This is a genomic window from Halomonas litopenaei (assembly GCF_003045775.1).
GTDB lineage: Bacteria > Pseudomonadota > Gammaproteobacteria > Pseudomonadales > Halomonadaceae > Halomonas > Halomonas litopenaei.
Genome location: NZ_PXNS01000013.1, coordinates 70,673 through 88,135, shown reverse-complemented (window position 1 = coordinate 88,135; position 17,463 = coordinate 70,673). Strand labels below are relative to the sequence as shown.

17 protein-coding genes are annotated in these 17,463 nt (G+C 64.4%); 9 read left to right on the top strand and 8 right to left on the bottom strand.

Going from position 1 to position 17,463, the window contains the following annotated elements:
• Positions 1-11: 11 nt before the first annotated feature.
• From C6W88_RS18100 to cuyA, 6 genes are all read right to left on the bottom strand, one after another.
• Positions 12-1,292 (bottom strand): TRAP transporter large permease, encoded by a 1,281-nt coding sequence (locus C6W88_RS18100; protein WP_045993653.1) that lies wholly within the window; start codon positions 1,290-1,292, stop codon positions 12-14.
• Positions 1,293-1,295: 3 nt separating this feature from the next.
• Positions 1,296-1,853, bottom strand: coding sequence for a TRAP transporter small permease (locus C6W88_RS18095; protein WP_108133479.1), 558 nt, complete (start codon positions 1,851-1,853; stop codon positions 1,296-1,298).
• 86 nt (positions 1,854-1,939) lie between these two features.
• Positions 1,940-2,923, bottom strand: coding sequence for a TRAP transporter substrate-binding protein (locus C6W88_RS18090; protein ID WP_052704426.1), 984 nt, complete (start codon positions 2,921-2,923; stop codon positions 1,940-1,942).
• A 44-nt stretch (positions 2,924-2,967) separates the two neighbouring features.
• Entirely contained in the window at positions 2,968-4,200 is a 1,233-nt protein-coding gene (locus C6W88_RS18085) for a DegT/DnrJ/EryC1/StrS family aminotransferase (RefSeq protein WP_108133478.1), read from the bottom strand.
• Between the two features lie 22 nt (positions 4,201-4,222).
• Positions 4,223-5,539: a histidinol dehydrogenase gene (gene hisD, locus C6W88_RS18080; RefSeq protein WP_181248668.1), complete on the bottom strand. Its 1,317-nt coding sequence runs from the start codon at positions 5,537-5,539 to the stop codon at positions 4,223-4,225.
• A gap of 69 nt (positions 5,540-5,608) precedes the next feature.
• Complete coding sequence (gene cuyA, locus C6W88_RS18075; RefSeq protein ID WP_108133477.1) at positions 5,609-6,622, bottom strand: D-cysteate sulfo-lyase; 1,014 nt, start codon at positions 6,620-6,622, stop codon at positions 5,609-5,611.
• 219 nt (positions 6,623-6,841) lie between these two features.
• On the opposite strand from cuyA, the gene C6W88_RS18070 reads away from it, so the two are divergent.
• The gene (locus tag C6W88_RS18070) at positions 6,842-7,744 is read left to right on the top strand and encodes a LysR family transcriptional regulator (protein ID WP_108133476.1); all 903 of its coding nucleotides are present in this window, start codon (positions 6,842-6,844) and stop codon (positions 7,742-7,744) included.
• Between the two features lie 37 nt (positions 7,745-7,781).
• On the opposite strand, the gene C6W88_RS18065 is transcribed toward C6W88_RS18070, so the two are convergent.
• Positions 7,782-8,528 carry a UTRA domain-containing protein gene (locus C6W88_RS18065; protein ID WP_231498696.1) on the bottom strand — a complete coding sequence of 249 codons (747 nt, stop codon included), beginning with the start codon at positions 8,526-8,528 and terminating at the stop codon, positions 7,782-7,784.
• A gap of 317 nt (positions 8,529-8,845) precedes the next feature.
• Between C6W88_RS18065 and C6W88_RS18060 the strand changes: the two genes are divergently transcribed.
• From C6W88_RS18060 to C6W88_RS18030, 7 genes are all read left to right on the top strand, one after another.
• Positions 8,846-9,922, top strand: a complete 1,077-nt coding sequence (locus tag C6W88_RS18060; protein WP_231498695.1) for an ABC transporter substrate-binding protein — start codon at positions 8,846-8,848, stop codon at positions 9,920-9,922.
• Positions 9,923-10,054: 132 nt separating this feature from the next.
• Positions 10,055-10,924: an alkaline phosphatase family protein gene (locus C6W88_RS18055; protein WP_108133475.1), complete on the top strand. Its 870-nt coding sequence runs from the start codon at positions 10,055-10,057 to the stop codon at positions 10,922-10,924.
• A complete protein-coding gene (locus C6W88_RS18050; protein ID WP_108133474.1) occupies positions 10,921-11,754 on the top strand; it encodes an ABC transporter permease in 834 nt (277 codons plus the stop codon). The genes C6W88_RS18055 and C6W88_RS18050 overlap by 4 nt, the downstream gene beginning before the upstream one ends.
• Positions 11,741-12,589, top strand: a complete 849-nt coding sequence (locus C6W88_RS18045) for an ABC transporter permease (protein ID WP_108133473.1) — start codon at positions 11,741-11,743, stop codon at positions 12,587-12,589. The genes C6W88_RS18050 and C6W88_RS18045 overlap by 14 nt, the downstream gene beginning before the upstream one ends.
• Positions 12,586-13,734, top strand: coding sequence for an ABC transporter ATP-binding protein (locus C6W88_RS18040; RefSeq protein WP_197037145.1), 1,149 nt, complete (start codon positions 12,586-12,588; stop codon positions 13,732-13,734). The genes C6W88_RS18045 and C6W88_RS18040 overlap by 4 nt, the downstream gene beginning before the upstream one ends.
• Entirely contained in the window at positions 13,731-14,471 is a 741-nt protein-coding gene (locus C6W88_RS18035; protein WP_108133472.1) for an HAD family hydrolase, read from the top strand. Before C6W88_RS18040 ends, C6W88_RS18035 begins: the two co-directional genes overlap by 4 nt.
• Before the next feature lie 67 nt (positions 14,472-14,538).
• Positions 14,539-15,447 carry an NAD(P)-dependent oxidoreductase gene (locus C6W88_RS18030; protein ID WP_108133471.1) on the top strand — a complete coding sequence of 303 codons (909 nt, stop codon included), beginning with the start codon at positions 14,539-14,541 and terminating at the stop codon, positions 15,445-15,447.
• A gap of 74 nt (positions 15,448-15,521) precedes the next feature.
• On the opposite strand, the gene C6W88_RS18025 is transcribed toward C6W88_RS18030, so the two are convergent.
• Positions 15,522-16,433: a LysR family transcriptional regulator gene (locus C6W88_RS18025; RefSeq protein WP_108133470.1), complete on the bottom strand. Its 912-nt coding sequence runs from the start codon at positions 16,431-16,433 to the stop codon at positions 15,522-15,524.
• Between the two features lie 361 nt (positions 16,434-16,794).
• Here C6W88_RS18025 and C6W88_RS22130 point away from each other — a divergent pair, with 361 nt between their 5' ends.
• Positions 16,795-17,415: a DUF805 domain-containing protein gene (locus C6W88_RS22130; RefSeq protein WP_108133469.1), complete on the top strand. Its 621-nt coding sequence runs from the start codon at positions 16,795-16,797 to the stop codon at positions 17,413-17,415.
• Positions 17,416-17,463 lie beyond the last annotated feature (48 nt).

Sequence of the window (17,463 nt, the reverse complement as noted above, 5' to 3'; positions counted from 1 at the left end):
GATGACCGGTATCAGAAGCCGAGAAGGTTGGGCAACCACAGGCTGAGCTGCGGGAAGAAGGCCAGCAGCAAGGCGATGACCACCATGGAACCCACCAGCGGCAAGGCGCGCACCGAAATCTTCTCGATGGAGACATTGGCGATCGACGAGCTGATGAACATGTTCTCGCCCAGCGGAGGCGTCGAGAAGCCGATGCCCAGGCTGACCACCAGCACGATGCCGAAGTGCACGGGATCGACGCCGAGCTCAACCATCACCGGCAACAGCACCGGCGTGACGATCATGATGGTGGCCAGGATCTCGATGAACATGCCGACGATCAGGAGAAAGCCGATCACCAGAATCCACACCAGCCACAGGCTGTTGGTGATATCCAGGATGCCCTGGGCGATCATCGCCGGAATGTGATTCTCGACCAGGATGCGGCCGAAGGCGGTGGCGGTGAACATGATGATCAACACACGCCCGGTCAGCCAGGTGGTGCTCTGGAAGGCCTCGTTGAGCCCGCGCAGCGACGACTCCTTGTGGATGAAGACACCGACGAACAGGGCGTAGAAGATCGAGACCACGGCCGCCTCGGTGGGCGTGAACATGCCCGAATAGATGCCGCCCAGGATCACCACCGGCGCCATCAGCGACCAGAAACCATCCTTGAGCACCGCGACCACCCGCTTGCGATCGTAGGAAGTTCCCTCGGTCTGGTAGCCGTTGCGCTTGGCGGTGATGTAGTTGGCCACCATCAGGCCCGCCCCCAGCATCACGCCGGGGATGACGCCGGCCATGAACAGCGCAGAAATCGACTCGTTGGCGGTGACGCCATAGATCACCAGCGGCATGCTGGGCGGAATGACCACCCCGAGACCACCAGCGGTGGCGGTGATCGCCGCCGGGTAGCTTCTGCCGTAGCCGCGCTCGATCATCGCCGGTATCACCAGCATCCCCACCGCTGCGGTGGTGGCAGGTCCCGAGCCCGAGATCGCGCCAAAGAACATGCAGGCCATCACCGCAGCGGCGCCTAGCCCACCAGCGGCAGGACCGGCCAGCTCCTCGGCGATCAGGATCAGGCGTCTGGCGATACCGGCATCCCCCATCAGTGCGCCGGCCAGGATGAACGACGGCAAGGCCATCAGCGGAAACGAGTTGATGGCCGAAAAGGCCAGCTCGATCAGCGAACTGAGATCGTCGCCGTTGAGTATATAGACGGCCATCGAGGCCACGCCGAGAGAGACGACGATAGGGGTGCCGAAGAACAACAGCCCGGCAAACATGGAAAACAGTACGGTTGCGGCCATGGCTTAGCCCTCCGCCTTGGACGACGTCTTGCCGTCGCTGTAGTGGCTCGTTTCCTCGGTGATCCTGGACACTTCCTGGGCGTCCACGTCACCTGGCTCGATGCCCTTGAACAGCTTCAGGTACTGCACCTGCAGCACGCGAAAGGCCATCAAGGTAAAGGCGATGGGGAAGACGAAGTAAACGTAGGCCAGCGACCAGCCCAGGGCCGGCGAGTCATAGGGGAATTCCAGCAACAGCCCGATCAGATCCAGGCTCTTGTAGGCCAGCACCAGACAGAAGGCGACCCAGATCAGATCCACCAGCAACAAGAGGGTATTGGCCACCTTGCGTGGCATCAGCTTGATATGGGTCTGCAGGCGGTTATGCGCGCTCAAGTGGGCTGCGTGGGCTGCGCCCAGAAAGACGAACCAGACGAAGGCGTAGCGCGCGAGCTCTTCGATCCATGCCATGCCGATGCCCAGGGTGACGCGCATCACCACCTGAACGAACAGCAGAATGACAAAGAGCCCGAGCAGAAAGCGGCAGGCGTAGTCTTCGATATAGTTGAGTTTGGCCAGCATGGAGGCCTCCTTCCCGACGGGAATGCAGCAGCAATGACAACAAGACCCGGGCGGCGGTCAGCGACCGCCGCCCGCGGCGACAACGATCAGTGACCGAGCGCCGCCTGCATTTCCTCGAAGGCTTCCTGGCCACCGATGTCCTCGTAGAACTGCGGCCACACCTCTTCCTGGGCGATGCGGATCCATTCATCCTCGTCTTCCAGGGTGGCCACCTCGACCCCTTCGGCTTCCATGGCAGCACGCGCCTCGGAGGCCTTGGTCAGCTGGAACTGCAGCGCGTACAGCTGCGCCTCCAGGCCGGCGCGATCGATGATCGCTCGCTCCTCGTCGGACAGACGCTCGTAGCTGCGCACCCCCATCACGATGGGCTGCAGCGAGTACTGGGCGTGAAGTTCGGTGAGGTGGTCCTGCACCTCGTGAAACTTCATGGTGCTGTTGACGATGTAGGGGTTGTCCTGGCCATCGATCACGCCCTGCTGCAGGCCGGTGAAGACCTCCGGCCAGGACATGCTGATGGGGCTGGCGCCCCAGGCCTCGTAGCTGGCCAGCATGATCTCGTTCTGCGGCACGCGAACCTTGAGTCCCTCGACATCGGCGAGGGTCGTCACCGGCCGCTGGGAGTTGGTCAGGTGACGGAAGTTGGAGTACAGCCAGCTGACGATGTGCACACCGGCCTCTTCCTCGGCGATCGTGTTCCACCGATCGGCCAGGGGGCCGGTGGTGGCCTTGACCGCATCGGCGTGGCTACGCAGGGCATAGGGCATGGTCAAGGCGCCCAGACGCGCTGCGTAGGGCGTCAGGTTGCCGACACCGACCAGCGCAAAGTCCAGCTTGCCGATGCGGGTGTCCTGGATCATGCCGGTCTCGGAACCGAGCTGGCCGCCGGGGAACAGCTCGACCTGCATCTCGCCGTCGGACAGCGATTCGACCAACTCCTCGAAGCGCTGGGCCAGGGCCCCCTGGTCGGAGTCCATGGGATCGCCCATGCCGACCTTGAAGGTCTTGGCCTCTGCGGCGGTGGCAGTGGCTGCCATGACGATGGCGGCGGTAAGTAGAGTCTTCTTGAACATTATTGTCACTCCGGATGTCTTGTTATTGCGTCGTCAGACGTGGCTCAGCGAGAGCCGAGCGCCTTGTCGGGTGTTGCCTCGGGGGGCTGCACCGCCTCTTCCATGGCGGCGCTCATCAGCGCGACGATGTCGTCGCAGTCTGCTTGATCGAAGGTCAGCGGCAGGCGCAGGTCACACAGGGTGGCGAGTACTCTGTCGGCGATCGGCAGTGCACGTGTGCCGGCCAGATAACCCCAGCTGTCGTAGCGGCTGGTGTAGTCCTCCGGCAAGGGTTTGCCATACCACTTCAACGGAATGCCGCGGGCCTCGCAGCCCTCGACAAAGCGCGCAATGGTGTCGGCGCCCAGCGCCGGCAGGCGGAACTGGATGGAGCTGCCGACGAAGTCCTCCCTGGCGGGCCGGTCAATCAGGCACACCTCGGCGATATCTCCAAGACGCTGCTCCATGCGCCGATACAGCGAATTCCAGCGCGTCTTGCGGTGCTCCATCTCGGCCAGCTGAGGACGCAGGATGGCCGCCCGCAGATTGTCCATGCGGCCACTCATGTTGGGTGTCATCAGACGCGTCTCGGCGAAGCTTTCGGGCGCGGGTGCGGCCAGGTGCCGATCGAACAGCATGTAGGAGCCGGAGAGGATCACCGCACGCCGCATGACCTCGGCATCGGCGGTGGCCAGAAGTCCGCCCTCTCCGGAATTGATGTGCTTGTAGGTCTGGGTGCTGAAGCAGCCTGCCTTGCCGAAGGTGCCGCTGGGTCGGCCATCGTAGGCCGCCCCCATGGTGTGGGCACAGTCTTCGATCAGCACGATGCCGTGGGACTCGCACACCGCGACGATGGCGTCCATGTCTCCGATATGGCCGCGCATGTGCGACAGCACAAAGAAGCCGGCACCGCTCTCGCGGGCGGCGCGATCCAGGTCGTCGGGATCGACGGTGGTATCGTCCAGGATGTCCACCAGTACCGCCTCGCCACCCGCCGCGACGATACTGCCGGGCACCGGCGACAGGGTGAAGGCGTTGCACAGCACCTTGTCGCCGGCCTCGAGTCCGCAGGCGCGCAGCGCCAGCTGCAACGCATAACCGCCGGAGGCGCAGGCCAGTGCGTAGTCGACACCCAGGCTCGCGGCGAACTCGGACTCCAGCAGGGCGGTCTCACCGGCCTCGCCTTCGGCCAGGTTGTAGCGATGCAGGCGACCGCTCTGGAGCACGGCCACCGCCGAGGCGATGGCGTCGTCAGAGATGGCTTCCTGCTGGGTGAAGGATTTGGCAAAACGGCGCATGGCTGGCTCCTCCGCTGGCGACTCAGTAACGAGCCTGACGGTGAACAGGGAAATCCCATTCCTGCTCGGGGAAGTACTTGGCCAGGCGCCAGTCACAGGCCCGGGCGTGGCCTTCCATGCCCTCGGTACGGGAAATCCGGGATCCCACCGCGCTAAAGGTCAGATTGGCCTCGACGCTCAACTGCTGGGTGGTCAGCACCTTCATGAACTTGTGGACATTGAGTCCACCGGAGTAACGCCCGGCACGCTTGGTCGGCAGGATATGGTTGGTACCGGAGCACTTGTCACCGTGGGTGACGGTGCTGCCCTCACCCAGAAACAGCGAGCCATAGTTGCTCAGATGCTGCTTCCACCAGTCCAGATCCTCGCACAGCACCTGCAGGTGCTCGCAGGCGTACTGATCGCTGATCGCGACGATCTCCTCGCGGCTGTCGCCCACGATGACCTCACCGAAGTCGCGCCAGGCAGCGTGAACGATATCAGCGTTAGGCATGTCGTCAGCGACTTTCGGCAGAATCTCCATCACTTCGCGGGCGGTCGCTTCGCTTGTGCTGAACAGCCACACCGGTGAATTCGGGCCGTGCTCGGCCTGGGACACCAGGTCGACGGCGATGGTCATCGGGTCGGCGGACTCGTCGGCGATGATCGCCGACTCGGTGGGGCCGGCAAACACATCGATACCCACTTCACCGAACAGCAGGCGCTTGGCTTCGGCCACGTAGGCGTTGCCGGGACCGACCAGGATGTCGGCCTCGCGGCCACCGAACAGGCCGAAGGCCATGCTGGCCATGGCGTGGACGCCGCCCATCTCGAGGATCATGTCGGCGCCGGCCACATGCATGGCGTAGGCCACCGCCGGGTTGATGCTGTCGCCCCGGGGCGGCGAACAGGCCACCACGTGTTCGACACCGGCGGCCTTGGCGGTGGCCACGCTCATCAGCGCCGAGGCGGCGTGAGCGTAGCGGCCGCCCGGCACATAGCAGCCGGCGCTGTGTACCGGCAGCACACGCTGACCGAGCAGCACGCCCTCTTCGGTCTCGATCTCGAAGGAGGTCAGGCTGTCACGCTGGGCCTCGGCAAAACGGCGGATCTGGCGGTGGGCGAAGTCGATGTCGTCCTTGACCGACTGGGGCACGCTGTCGATCAACTGACGCCGCTTGTCGTCGCTCAACACAAAGTCGCCGGTCCAGCCGTCAAACTTCTCGGCGTATTCGCGCACGGCCGCCTCGCCGCGGGCACGAATATCCTCGAGCATGCCACGCACCGCTTCCGTCACGCGCTGGTCTTCGGCGGCAACGCCAGCGGCGGCCTCCGCCTTCTTGAGATGACGAATGGTCATTGTTGTCTCCGAATAACGTCGTCGAGGGCGCCCGAACTCAGCGGGCGCCTGCCCTGAAGCGCCCTGGGCCTAGCCCTTGTAGTCGGGGAAACCGAAGGTATCGGGATAGCCGAACAGCGCAACGGCGCCGCCGGTGTGCAGGAAGACGACGTTCTCGTCCTGCTTGAAGTGGCCCTGGCGGATCAGGTCGATCAGCCCTGACATGCCCTTGCCGGAGTACACCGGGTCCAGAAGGATGCCTTCGTGACGGGCCAGCAGGGTGACCGCCTCGATCATGCTGTCGGTGGGCACACCGTAGCCCTCACCCACGTAGTCGCAGTTGGCGACCACCTGTTCGCGGCTGACGACGCCGGACAGGCCGAGCTTGGCTTCGGTCTTCTGGGCCAGGGCAAAGACGTTGGCTTCCTGCTTGTCCTTCGGCGCGCGAACGCCGATGCCGAGCACCGGGATACCGGCGTTGCAGGCGCTGAGGCCGGTGACCAGGCCCGCCTGGGTGCCGGCGCTGCCGGTAGCGTGGACCAGATGATCGATGCGCAGACCCATGTCGTTGGCCTGGGCCAGAAGTTCCAGGGCTGCATTGACGTAGCCCAGGGCACCGATCTCGTTGGAGCCGCCGCCGGGGATGATGTAGGGCTTCTTGCCTTCACTCTTCAGACGATCGGCCAGGCCTTCCATCTCGGCGGCCATGTCGGCACCGCCCGGGCGCTTCTCGACGCTGGCGCCGTGGAGCTGATCAAGGAAGACGTTGCCGTTGTAGTTGTAGTTGGGGTCCTCGCTGCCGGTGCGGTCTTCCAGCAGGATGTGGCACTCGAGCCCCAGCTTGCAGGCGGCGGCCACGGTCTGGCGGGCGTGGTTGGACTGGGTGGCGCCCTGGGTGATGATGGTGTCGGCGCCCTGTTCCAGGGCGTCGGCCATCAGGAATTCAAGCTTGCGGGTCTTGTTGCCACCGGTGGACAGGCCGGTGCAGTCGTCGCGTTTGATCCACAGCCGCGGACCGCCGAGCAGCTTGCTCAGGTTGTCCATGGGCTCCAGCGGAGTGGGCATATGGCCGAGACGGACACGGGGAAAACGGGACAGGTGCATACGGGCCTCCAGGCGAGTCATTGTTGGCATTGGCGTGCTCTCTTGACGACCTACGTCGAAAGACACAGCAGGCCTGAAGGCCTGCCCTCGAGCGATCGCTTCCAAGTTAAGCCTCGCCTGGAACATGAGACCAATGCCAAGTTGCTCGCCAGCTGTTAAATTTTTGCATAGCCACTGCTTAGCCCCGGCCGCCACCCACTAAGGCAGACCAAAACACCAATGAAGATCGAATGGATAGAGGATTTTCTCGAGCTTATCGAAGCGGGCACCTTTTCCCAGGCGGCCGAACGGCGCCACGTCACCCAGCCGGCATTCTCGCGCCGTATCCGCCAGCTGGAAGAATGGCTGGGGGTGGCGCTGATCGATCGCAGCGCCTCGCGCCTGGAGTTGACCGCCCACGCGCGGGCGTACGAGCCCCAATTACGAGAGTGGCTGGCACGCCTTTACGCCATGCGCAGTCGTCTTAGAAGCGATGCCCGCCAGGGGCCCAGGGCCATTCTGACCACCCAGCACACCCTGACCGTCAGCTACCTGCCGCGCCTGTTGCGCCACCTGCGTCATCACGCGCCTGAGGTGGGACTGCAGATCACCTCATCCGACCGCAGCCAGTGCATCCACGACTTCGAGCAAGGCAAGGCCGACCTGTTGCTGTGTTCGGAGCTGGAGGGCGCCCCCCTGTTCAGCGGCAGCGACAGCGTCGAGCGGCTGTCACTGGGCGTTGAACGGCTGTTGCCGGTGTGCGCATCGGATCATCACGGTGGTCTCATGCACGAACTCGAGGAAGGTCAACGACTGCCCTTGATCGGCTACGATCCGGACAGCTTTCTTGGCCAGGCCCTGGCGACGCCTTACCTGCTCGATGCCCAACGCCACTACGAGATCGAACTGGTCTGCGAGACCGCCTTCACCATCGGCATTCGCCAACTCGCCCTGGCCGGTCTCGGCATCGGCTGGCTACCCCACGGGTTGATCGAGGAAGACCTCGAGAGCGGCAAGCTGATTTCCTTGCAGGAAATCCTCGGCGGCCCCTCTCTGGAAGTGGCCTGCTATCGCCATCGCGACGAAGCGGCAGTGGCAGCCCCCCTGTGGCACCTGCTGGAAGAACGCCCTCCCGCGGTCTAGCACTCCCCTGCAGTTCGAAGCCCCTCGATCTCGCACCTCAAACTCCCTGAGGGGCGGCGGAAAGCGTCAGCTCGATGGCGTCGTGGCGCCAGTACTCATCATCACAGTCGATGGCACGGCCGTTCTGGTCGTGGTTGATGCGGGTGATGCGCTGGGCGGGGCTGCCGCGTACCGCGTTGAGCGCGCTGGCGGCGTCGCTGGAAAGTACACAGGTGCCGAGCTCGTAGCTGACCCGCCCGACCCGGATGCCGTACTCGCGGCGGTAGAGCTCGGTCAGCGATTCCCGCGCCAGATCGAACTCCAGAATGGCGGGAAAGCAGCGCGGCAACAGATGGTGTTCCACGTAGAGCACCCGGCGTTCGTCCACCAGCCGGGCACGACAGATGCGGTAGACGCGCTCGCCTTCGGCGAGTCCCAGCCGGCGGGCGACCGTGACGGGCGCGATCACTTCCTCGGCACTGAGCAACAGGGTGCGGGCGCTGCGCTGCTGGGATCGCACCATCTCGTGAAACGGCAGGCAGGCCAACAGGTCATAGCGTAGCCGTGGCGGCGACACGAACCAGCCGCGCCGATTCTCGCGATACACGCAGCCCTCCGCCTCCAGCTCATTGAGTGCCTCGCGCAGGGTGATGCGGGTGGTCTGGAGGCGCGCCATCATGTCTCGCTCGCTGGGCAGACGGCGATCGCCCCGTGTCGAGGCCAGACTCAGCAAGGGCGCAAGACGCTCGCGCAGGCGATGGGAGGGGGAGGCGTCGTGCGAGGTGTCGTCAGGGACAGTAGGCAAGGCGGACTCTCGAAGCTCTGACCAGGATCGCCGCCGGGCAGTATCCGGCGGCGTCCAGCTTTCTGGTATAGACCAAAGAAGGTTCAACGTAATTTCAGCAGTCTAGTGGCAAGCCGGTGACAACGCGATGACAGTGCTCGAACGAGTCGGGTTTTTCGTCCTTTACCTAGCTCATATGGACTGAGACGAGACTGCCACGCAACTGACACGAGGCTGTCACGCTAGCTCCTTAGGGTGATCGTCAACGGGAACTGATCTAGACCAGAAAGGCGCATCGGTTTCCGTCGACTTCTCGCCCCTGACCCGGAGACCCTCTCGTGATCGTCACTTCTCTGCGTTACCCGACCCTGACCGCCCTGGCCTGCGTTGGCCTGCTGTCCACCGCCGCCCAGGCAAACACCGCCGAGCTTGAGTCACTGATCGAGGCCGCCAAGCAGGAAGGCCGCGTCGACAGCGTCGGCATGCCCGACACCTGGGCCAACTGGAAGGACACCTGGGCCGACCTGGAAAGCGTCTACGGCCTGGCGCACACCGATACCGACATGAGCTCCGCCGAGGAAGTCGCCAAGTTCAAGGCCGAGGGCGAGAACGCCACCGCCGATATCGGCGACGTCGGCTTCGCCTTTGGTCCGATCGCGGTGCAGCAGGGGGTGACTCAGCCCTACAAGCCCACCACCTGGGACGAGATCCCCGACTGGGCCAAGGACGACGATGGCCATTGGATGCTCGGCTACACTGGCACCATTGCGCTGATGATCAACAAAAACCTGGTGGAAGAGGACCAGCGCCCGAGTTCCTTCGCCGACCTGCGCGAGGGTGACTACTCGGTATCGGTGGGCGCCGTGGGCCAGGCTTCCCAGGCCAACAATGCGGTACTCGCCGCCGCCTACGCCGCCGGTGGCGACGAGGGCAATCTGGCCCCGGGCCTCGAGCTGTTCGCCGAACTGGCCGAGCAGGGCCGACTGTCGCTGGCCGACGTGTCCATCGCCAACCTGGAGAAGGGCGAAGTGGAAGTGGCCCTGCTGTGGGACTTCAACGCCTTGAACTACCGCGACCAGATCGACCGTGACGCCTTCGAGGTGGTGATCCCCTCGGACGCTTCGGTGACCTCCGGCTATGCCACCATCATCAACACCCACGCCCAGCACCCCAACGCCGCCAAGCTGGCCCGTGAGTACATCCTGTCCGACGAAGGGCAGTTCAACCTGGCCGAGGGCTACGCTCGCCCGATCCGCGCCGAGCACCTGACCCTGCCCGACGACATCGCCGCCAAGCTGCTGCCCAACGAGCAGTACGCCAGCGCCCGTCCGATCCAGGACTTTGCCGCCTGGGAACAGAGCGCCAAGGTGCTGCCGCGCCAGTGGCAGTCCGAGGTGCTGATCCACCAGCAGTGATCAAGCGCTGAGGACAGCGCCGCTACGTCGATCGACCGCTGAAGACAGTGCCCAAGTGGCCTGTCTTCAGCGCATTCCACGTCTTATCGCGACAGCGCCGCGCCCTGTATTGCCGCGCGGCCGGGAGTCATCATGACCAGACCCGTCATACTGGTGGTGCTGGACGGCCTCAATCACGCCGTCGGCCATCACGCCATGGGCCACTTGAGCGCCCTGGTAGAGGCCGGACGCGGCTACACCACCCACCTCGACTGCGAGCTGCCGGCCATGTCTCGGCCGCTCTACGAGTGCCTGCTGACCGGCGATCGCCCGGTGGACTCCGGGGTAGTGCACAACGACATCGTGCGCCGGTCCCATGGCATCAGCCTGTTCGACCTGGCCCGCGGCCAGGGCCTTGCCACCGCTGCGGCGGCCTATCACTGGGTCAGTGAGCTCTACGTCAAGGCGCCCTTCGAGCGCACCCGCGACCGTTTTCTCGACGACCCTGCGGCGGCCATCCAGGCCGGCATCTTCTACTGGCAGGACCACTATCCGGATGATCACCTGTTCAGCGACGCCGAGGCCCTGAGGCAACGCCACGCGCCGGACTTCCTGCTGGTTCACAGCATGAACATCGACGATACCGGCCACCGTCACGGCGGCGACTCGCCCCAGTACAGAAACGCCGCCCGCCACGCCGACATCGCCCTGGCCGACTACCTGCCAGGCTGGCTGGCCGACGGCTGCCAGGTGATGATCACCGCCGACCACGGCATGAACGCCGATCGCTCCCACTCGGGCCTGCTGGAAGAAGAACGCCGGGTGCCGCTGTGGCTGTTCGGCGACGCCTTTGCCGACCCCGCCGGACGGGTCATCCGCCAGACCCACCTGTGCGGCACCCTGGCAAGCGTCCTCGGGCTCTCCCACGACAAGCCCTGGCATCCCGAGTTGCTGGCCGCGTCCAGCAGCGCAGGCGTCGCATCCACCGCGAACGCCACCTGCAACGAGGAGGCCGGCTCGTGAAGGCGCCCCTACCGGCCTGGCTGTGGCTTGTGCCTTTCGCCGTGATATTCACCGCCTTCCAGCTGGCGCCGATGGCCTGGGTCGCGATCAGCGCCTTCAACGTCAACGGTAACTGGGGCCTTGGCCACTTTCAGGAGATCGCCCAGTCGGCGTTCTTCCGCCAGGCGATCTGGAAGAGTCTGACCATCTCGCTGGTGTCCAGCGCCATCGGCCTGGTCATCGCCACCCTGACCTGCCACGCCCTGGTACGTTCCGGCGGACGCCTGAGGCGAGCGATGATCGCCTTCACCAACATGACCTCCAACTTTGCCGGCGTGCCCCTGGCCTTCGCCTTCATCATCCTGCTGGGGGCCAACGGCGTGCTGACCCTGGCGCTTCAACGACTCGGCATCATCGAGGACGTGCGTCTTTACTCCACCGGCGGGCTGATCGTCATCTACACCTGGTTCCAGATTCCGCTGGGCATCCTGCTGCTGTTCCCGGCCTTCGCCGGCCTCAAGGCCGAATGGCGTGATGCCGCCAGCCTGCTCGGCGCCGGGCGCATCGCCTACTGGCAGCGCATCGGCCTGCCGGTGCTGTGGCCGGCCCTGGCCGGCACCTTCACGGTACTGTTCGCCAACGCCATGGGCGCCTACGCCACCGTCTACGCGCTGGTCAACACCAGCTACAACCTGATGACCATTCGTATTGCCAACCTGGTGGCCGGCGACCTGTTCCTCGAGCCCAATCTGGCAAGCGCCCTGGCGCTGATTCTGGTGATGCTGCTGGTGCTGGTCACCCTGGTCCAGCAGTGGCTGTTGAGAAGGAGTGCACAGCATGGCTCACGCTGAAACCCTGCCGGCTCACAAGAGCCCGACCGCAGCGCCGCTGTCGGCGACCTTCAACCCCTACGCCTGGATCGTCGGCAGCGTCTTCGCGGTGCTGGCCCTGCCGCTGGTGGCGACCCTGGGTTACGCCCTGGCCACCCGCTGGGGCGCGACCCTGGTCCCCGATGGCCTGACCCTGGCCTGGTTCGTGGAGCTATGGACCACCCCGCGCTTTGTGGCGGCCTTCGCCCGGTCGCTGGCTGTCGCCGTGGGTGCCCTGGCGCTGTCGCTGGTGCTGGTGATGCCGGTGGCTTTGCTGGCCCACACCCGCTATCCGTGGCTGGACCGCTGGATGAACACCCTGATCCTGATGCCCTTCGCGGTGCCCCCGGTGGTGTCCTCGGTGGGGCTACTCAAGCTCTACGCTGGCGGCCCGCTGCCGCTGGTGGGCACCCCCTGGATCCTGATTCCCACCTACTTCACCATCGTGCTGCCGTTCATGTACCGCGCCATTGCCAACAGCCTGCGTGCGGTGGACGTGCAAAGCCTGATGGACGCCGCCCAGCTGCTGGGTGCCGGGCCGCTTAAAGCCTTCTTTCTGGTCATCCTGCCCAACCTGCGTGGCGGGGTGCAGATCGCCATCTTCCTGTCGTTTTCGTTCCTGGTCGGCGAATTCGTCTTCGCCAACATGCTGGTGGGCACCCGCTTCGAGACGCTGCAGGTCTACCTCAACAATATGCGCGGCGCCAGCGGCCACTTCACCAGCGCCCTGGTGATCACCCTGTTCGCCTTTACCCTGATCCTGACCTGGCTGGGCAATCGCCAGGCCGAGCACACCATCACGGAGGCCACACGATGATGGCTGCCACTACACCTGCCACCCAGCGCGCCGCCCCGTCCACGGTCCCGTCCACTATCCCGTCCTCGGTCCAGACCACGACCCCGTCCGCGCCAGGCCGCCAGGAAAGCGGCAACGCGGTCTCGCTGAGGGGGCTGGCCAAGCGCTTCGGCGAGACCTCGGTGTTCGCCGACATCGACGCCGATATCGAGCATGGCGAGTTCATCACCCTGCTGGGGCCGTCCGGCTGCGGCAAGTCGACCCTGCTGCGGGCCATCGCTGGGTTGACCTCGCTGGACGCCGGCAGCATCCACATCGGCGGTGACGACATCACCCGCCTGCCGCCCCAGCGGCGCGGGGTCGGCATGGTGTTTCAGCACTATGCGCTGTTTCCCAACCTCAAGGTCGCCGACAACGTCGCCTTCGGCCTGCGCATGCAGAAGGTCCCCGGTGACGAGCGCGCGCGCCGGGTGGACGAGGTGCTGCGCCTGGTCGAGATGCAGGACCAGGCGCACAAGTTTCCCCACCAGCTGTCGGGCGGGCAATGCCAGCGGGTGGCACTGGCACGCTCGCTGGTGGTGGAACCCAAGGTACTGCTGATGGACGAGCCGCTGTCGGCGCTGGACGCCCGCATTCGTCGACATCTGCGCGACCAGATCCGCGAGATTCAGAAGACCCTCGGCCTGACCACCCTGTTCGTGACCCATGACCAGGAAGAGGCCATGTTGATGTCCGACCGGGTGTTCCTGATGCACCAGGGGCGGATCCTGCAAAAGGACACCGCCGAGGTGCTCTACACCCGGCCCCGGGACGAAAACGCCGCCGGCTTCATGGGCCACTACTGTCTGCTCGACGCCGTCGAGGCCGCGCCACTGCTGGGCTTTCGCAGCCAGGCCGGTCGTGTCGCGCTGCGCCCCGAGGCGCTCTATCTCAGCGTGCAGGGCCGCCCTTTGGGTGGCGAGCGGCCGGCGCGGGTGGGACCGGGCGTCAGCGGTCGTGTGCGTCGACATCGCCTGCTCGGTAACATCGTGCGCTACGACATCGACTGCGATGGCACCAGCCTCGCCGTCGATACCCTCAATCGCTCCGCCCGCAGCCTGCTGCCCGCCGGCTGCGAGGTGACGATCCACGTCGATCTCGACGAGGTTCAGGAGCTGGATGCATGAACGACCTGACGAGCCCTGTCACCATGACCACTGACGCCTGCCACGGCGATGCCGCCAAGGCCCCCGACGCGCCCATGACCCTGGCCCTGTTCGACCTCGATGACACCCTGCTCGACGGCGACATCACCGGACTATGGAGTCAGTGGCTGATCGATCTCGGCTGGATCGAGGACGGCGACGCCTACCGCGCCGCCTTCGCCGAACACATGGCCGCCTACGCCGCCGGAACGCTCGACATGGAAGCCCATCTGGCGCTGTTGCTGACGCCGCTGGCCGGCCGCAGCGAGGCCGACGTCAGGCAACAGGTCGACGCCTTCCTCGAGGCCAAGGTGGTGCCCCGGCTCTTCCCTCAGGGCCACGAACGCCTGGCCTGGCACCGTGACCAGGGCCATCGGGTGGTGATCATCTCGGCCTCGCCGATCCACGTGGTCGGCCCGCTGGCCGAGCGCCTCGGTGCCGATCAGGCGCTGGCCACCGCCCTCGAACTCGATTCGCGCAGGCGCTACACCGGCAAGGCCGAGGGCATCCGCACCTTCCAGGGCGGCAAGCTCGAGGCGCTGCGCGAATGGCTGGCCGAGCACACCCCGGTGGAGAGCTTCGGCTACTCCGACTCGCGTAACGACCTGCCCCTGCTGGAATTCGTCGACCGTCCCTTCGCCATCAACCCCGACCCGACGCTTGACGCCACCGCCCGCGAGCGCGGCTGGCCGGTACAGTGGTGGCGGCAGGTCGACTGAGCGTGGAGGCACCGGGCGGAAGAGGTTAGGCTGTTACCTACTTTCTAATCTACAACGAGCCGCCCGTATGACCTCTCCTGCCACCATCGCCCTGCTGGGCACCGGTATCATGGGCCTGCCCATGGGCCGTCATCTGATCCGTGCAGGCTTCCCCCTGCGTGCCTGGAATCGCAGCATCGACAAGGCAGCCCCGCTGGGCGAACTTGGCGCCACTCTGGCCGAGACACCCATCGAGGCAGCGACAAACGCCCAGGCGGTGGTGGTGATGGTAAGTTCGGGCGCGGTATGCGAGACGCTGCTGTTCGGCGACGACGGCATCGCCCGTCAGTTGTCTCCCGGTACCCTGCTCATCGTGATGTCGACCATTGGCCACAGTGAAGCAATCGCCTTGGCCGAACGCTGTCGCGAGCTTGGCCTTGGCTGGGTGGACGCCCCGGTCTCCGGCGGCGAAAAGGGCGCGCGCGAAGGATCTCTTTCGATCATGGCCGGAGCAGACGCCGTCGATTACGACAGGGCAAAGCCCATTCTCGAGGCCATGGGCCATCCCCTGCATATTGGCCCGGCAGGCAGCGGCGCCCTGGCCAAGCTGGTCAATCAGTTGACGGTGGCCAGCACCATCGCGGCGGTGTCGGAAGCCCTGGTGCTGGCCGAAGCCGGCGGCGCCGACCCCGCCAAGGTGCGCCAGGCCATGCTGGGGGGCTTCGCCTACTCGCGGATTCTCGACCAGCATGGCCAACGCATGCTGGACGGCGACTTCGCACCCGGCGGACCGGCCAGGCATCAGATGAAGGACACTCGCGCCGCCTGCGACGTCGCCCGGGAACTCGGCCTCGACTTGCCGCTGCTTGAGTTGACCGACCGCCTGTTCAGCGATCTGGTCAACGCAGGTGGTGCTGACCTCGACCACAGCGCCCTGCTGCTCGAGGTCCGGCGACGCAACGGCATGGACGCCGGCGAACTCGACCGCAACGGCTGACGGACGGCGAGCCCGCCTGGCGTTATCGGCTATTGGCTGAACGGCTATTGGCTGATCGGCTATTGGCTGATCGGCTATTGGCTGCTCGGGCCATGGCCATCCTCCCCCTGCCCCTCCTCCAGGCGCTCGATAATAAAGGCCGCCATGGCAGCGGCGGCCGGCGACAGGCTGCGACCGGCCAGGCGCACCAGTCCCACCTGGCGCTCCACCACCGGGCACTCCAGCGGAACGAACCTCAGCCGCTCGTACTCCTCGGCGAACGCCAGTCGCGGCAGGGTGGTGATGCCGAGCCCCGCCACCAGGCTGGCGGTCAGCGAGATCATGTTGGAGATAAAGAAGGTGGGACTCGCCAGCAGCGCCTCGGCCTCGGTGCCCTCGAGCAGCCGCGAGGTGCCGTTGCCGATCAGGGTCTCGCCGGCAAGCTCGCGCCAGTGCAGGCTCTCGCGCCCGGCGAAGGGATGGTCATCGCGACACACCACCCCCACCTTGTCGCGCAGCAAAGGGGTGAACGCCAGGGCATCGTCAGGCTGCCACAGGCTTGAAAGCCCGATATCCACCTCACCGCCCAGCACCTGCTCGCGCACGAAGTCGGCGTTGCCGTCGTGCAGCGCCACGCGGATGCCCGGATAGCGCTCAACGAACTCCGACAGCAAGTTCGGCATCAGGCGGCTGGCCACCGACGGTACCGCCGCCATATCCAGATGCCCCGCCTGGCGCTCGACCTGGGCGAGCAGGTCACGGCTCAGGCGATCATGCTGGAGGATCAGCTCGCGAAAGCGCGGCACGCAGTATGCGCCGAAGGGGGTGAGGCTCGCCTGGGCACCCTTCTCGAACAGCGCCTCGCCAAGCCGCGCCTCCAGCTCGCGCACCGCCATCGACACCGCCGGCTGGCTGCGGTGAAGCTGGCGCGCGGCGGCGTGAAAGCCGCCGTGGTCGACGATGGCCAACACGTAGCGCAGCGGCTGGATCTTGAGGTCGGGGAGCATACTGTATCCATCTGCGAGTGCTTGATGATTCCAAATTTTTTACAGGTTTCGCTATATGTCTACAGCCACTGCCGGCATTTCCTGCCATGACTACGCAGCAAATCGACAAATATACACCTGAGACCATAGTACACCTGAAGCCACCGAAAGCAGCACACTTCATCATCCGAAGAGCATTAATATTCGCCGCCACCTGAAAGCACAAACACCTCCTCCACGTCAGGCTTCACAGCAGCACAATAAATATTGTGTAAAACACTAACCCCTAGCGCAACAGATGAAAAAAACACGCACATTCTACGATCACAACCATTTTTTTGCTGTGCCAGACAAGCAAAACCACCAGACTTGACATTGGCTCATGACAGCAATAAAAGTCTCACTTCCCCGATATGAACCACGCCAACGAAATCAAAACCATCGCGCCACGAACCTATCGAAACACCAGCTAACGATAGAAGTATATTTTCCCAGACAACACTCACCCCTTTTTTGCGAGAAAGAAATGCATACAACACAGAACTATAGCCAAAATACCATTACATCCACGTCATCTTCTCGAATAGGCAGATTGAAATTTTTCTACATCATTTTCACTGCCTTCATCATCCAATTGGTGCTCTTCTCAGGAATCTTATATAGCGAGTTAACACTACCGATACCCTCTCCCAGGGCGACCATCATAAGCTTTAGCATAGGAAAGATCTTACTCTCTATCGCTTCACTTGCCATAATCCTCCTCGTTTCCAGGTGGCGGCTAAATGACAAGAACCTTTCACCTTGGTGGTTAGTTCTTCACTTGCTTCCAGTTGCCAACATCGCTCTATTTCTCTTTCTTCTTTTTTCTGCAGGTCAAAAGGAAGAAAATCGCTACGGCCCCCCACCCGCAAAGCCTTCCACATTCGAACAGCTGTATACCTGCGGCCTATTTATCGTTGCGCTGGCTCTCGGGTACGAGGCATCGACCATCACACTGAACTGACCGTGACGAACACTAACTCAGTCACCCTTCCTTTCGTCTCTCGTCCCG

What these genes read in the sequence shown, in the direction of transcription:
- C6W88_RS18100 (WP_045993653.1), bottom strand. Translation starts at nt 1,292, where the DNA reads ATGGCCGCAACCGTACTGTTTTCCATGTTTGCCGGGCTGTTGTTCTTC.
- C6W88_RS18095 (WP_108133479.1), bottom strand. Translation starts at nt 1,853, where the DNA reads ATGCTGGCCAAACTCAACTATATCGAAGACTACGCCTGCCGCTTTCTG.
- C6W88_RS18090 (WP_052704426.1), bottom strand. Translation starts at nt 2,923, where the DNA reads ATGTTCAAGAAGACTCTACTTACCGCCGCCATCGTCATGGCAGCCACT.
- C6W88_RS18085 (WP_108133478.1), bottom strand. Translation starts at nt 4,200, where the DNA reads ATGCGCCGTTTTGCCAAATCCTTCACCCAGCAGGAAGCCATCTCTGAC.
- hisD (WP_181248668.1), bottom strand. Translation starts at nt 5,539, where the DNA reads ATGACCATTCGTCATCTCAAGAAGGCGGAGGCCGCCGCTGGCGTTGCC.
- cuyA (WP_108133477.1), bottom strand. Translation starts at nt 6,622, where the DNA reads ATGCACCTGTCCCGTTTTCCCCGTGTCCGTCTCGGCCATATGCCCACT.
- C6W88_RS18070 (WP_108133476.1), top strand. Translation starts at nt 6,842, where the DNA reads ATGAAGATCGAATGGATAGAGGATTTTCTCGAGCTTATCGAAGCGGGC.
- C6W88_RS18055 (WP_108133475.1), top strand. Translation starts at nt 10,055, where the DNA reads ATGACCAGACCCGTCATACTGGTGGTGCTGGACGGCCTCAATCACGCC.
- C6W88_RS18045 (WP_108133473.1), top strand. Translation starts at nt 11,741, where the DNA reads ATGGCTCACGCTGAAACCCTGCCGGCTCACAAGAGCCCGACCGCAGCG.
- C6W88_RS18040 (WP_197037145.1), top strand. Translation starts at nt 12,586, where the DNA reads ATGATGGCTGCCACTACACCTGCCACCCAGCGCGCCGCCCCGTCCACG.
- C6W88_RS18035 (WP_108133472.1), top strand. Translation starts at nt 13,731, where the DNA reads ATGAACGACCTGACGAGCCCTGTCACCATGACCACTGACGCCTGCCAC.
- C6W88_RS18030 (WP_108133471.1), top strand. Translation starts at nt 14,539, where the DNA reads ATGACCTCTCCTGCCACCATCGCCCTGCTGGGCACCGGTATCATGGGC.
- C6W88_RS18025 (WP_108133470.1), bottom strand. Translation starts at nt 16,433, where the DNA reads ATGCTCCCCGACCTCAAGATCCAGCCGCTGCGCTACGTGTTGGCCATC.
- C6W88_RS22130 (WP_108133469.1), top strand. Translation starts at nt 16,795, where the DNA reads ATGACAGCAATAAAAGTCTCACTTCCCCGATATGAACCACGCCAACGA.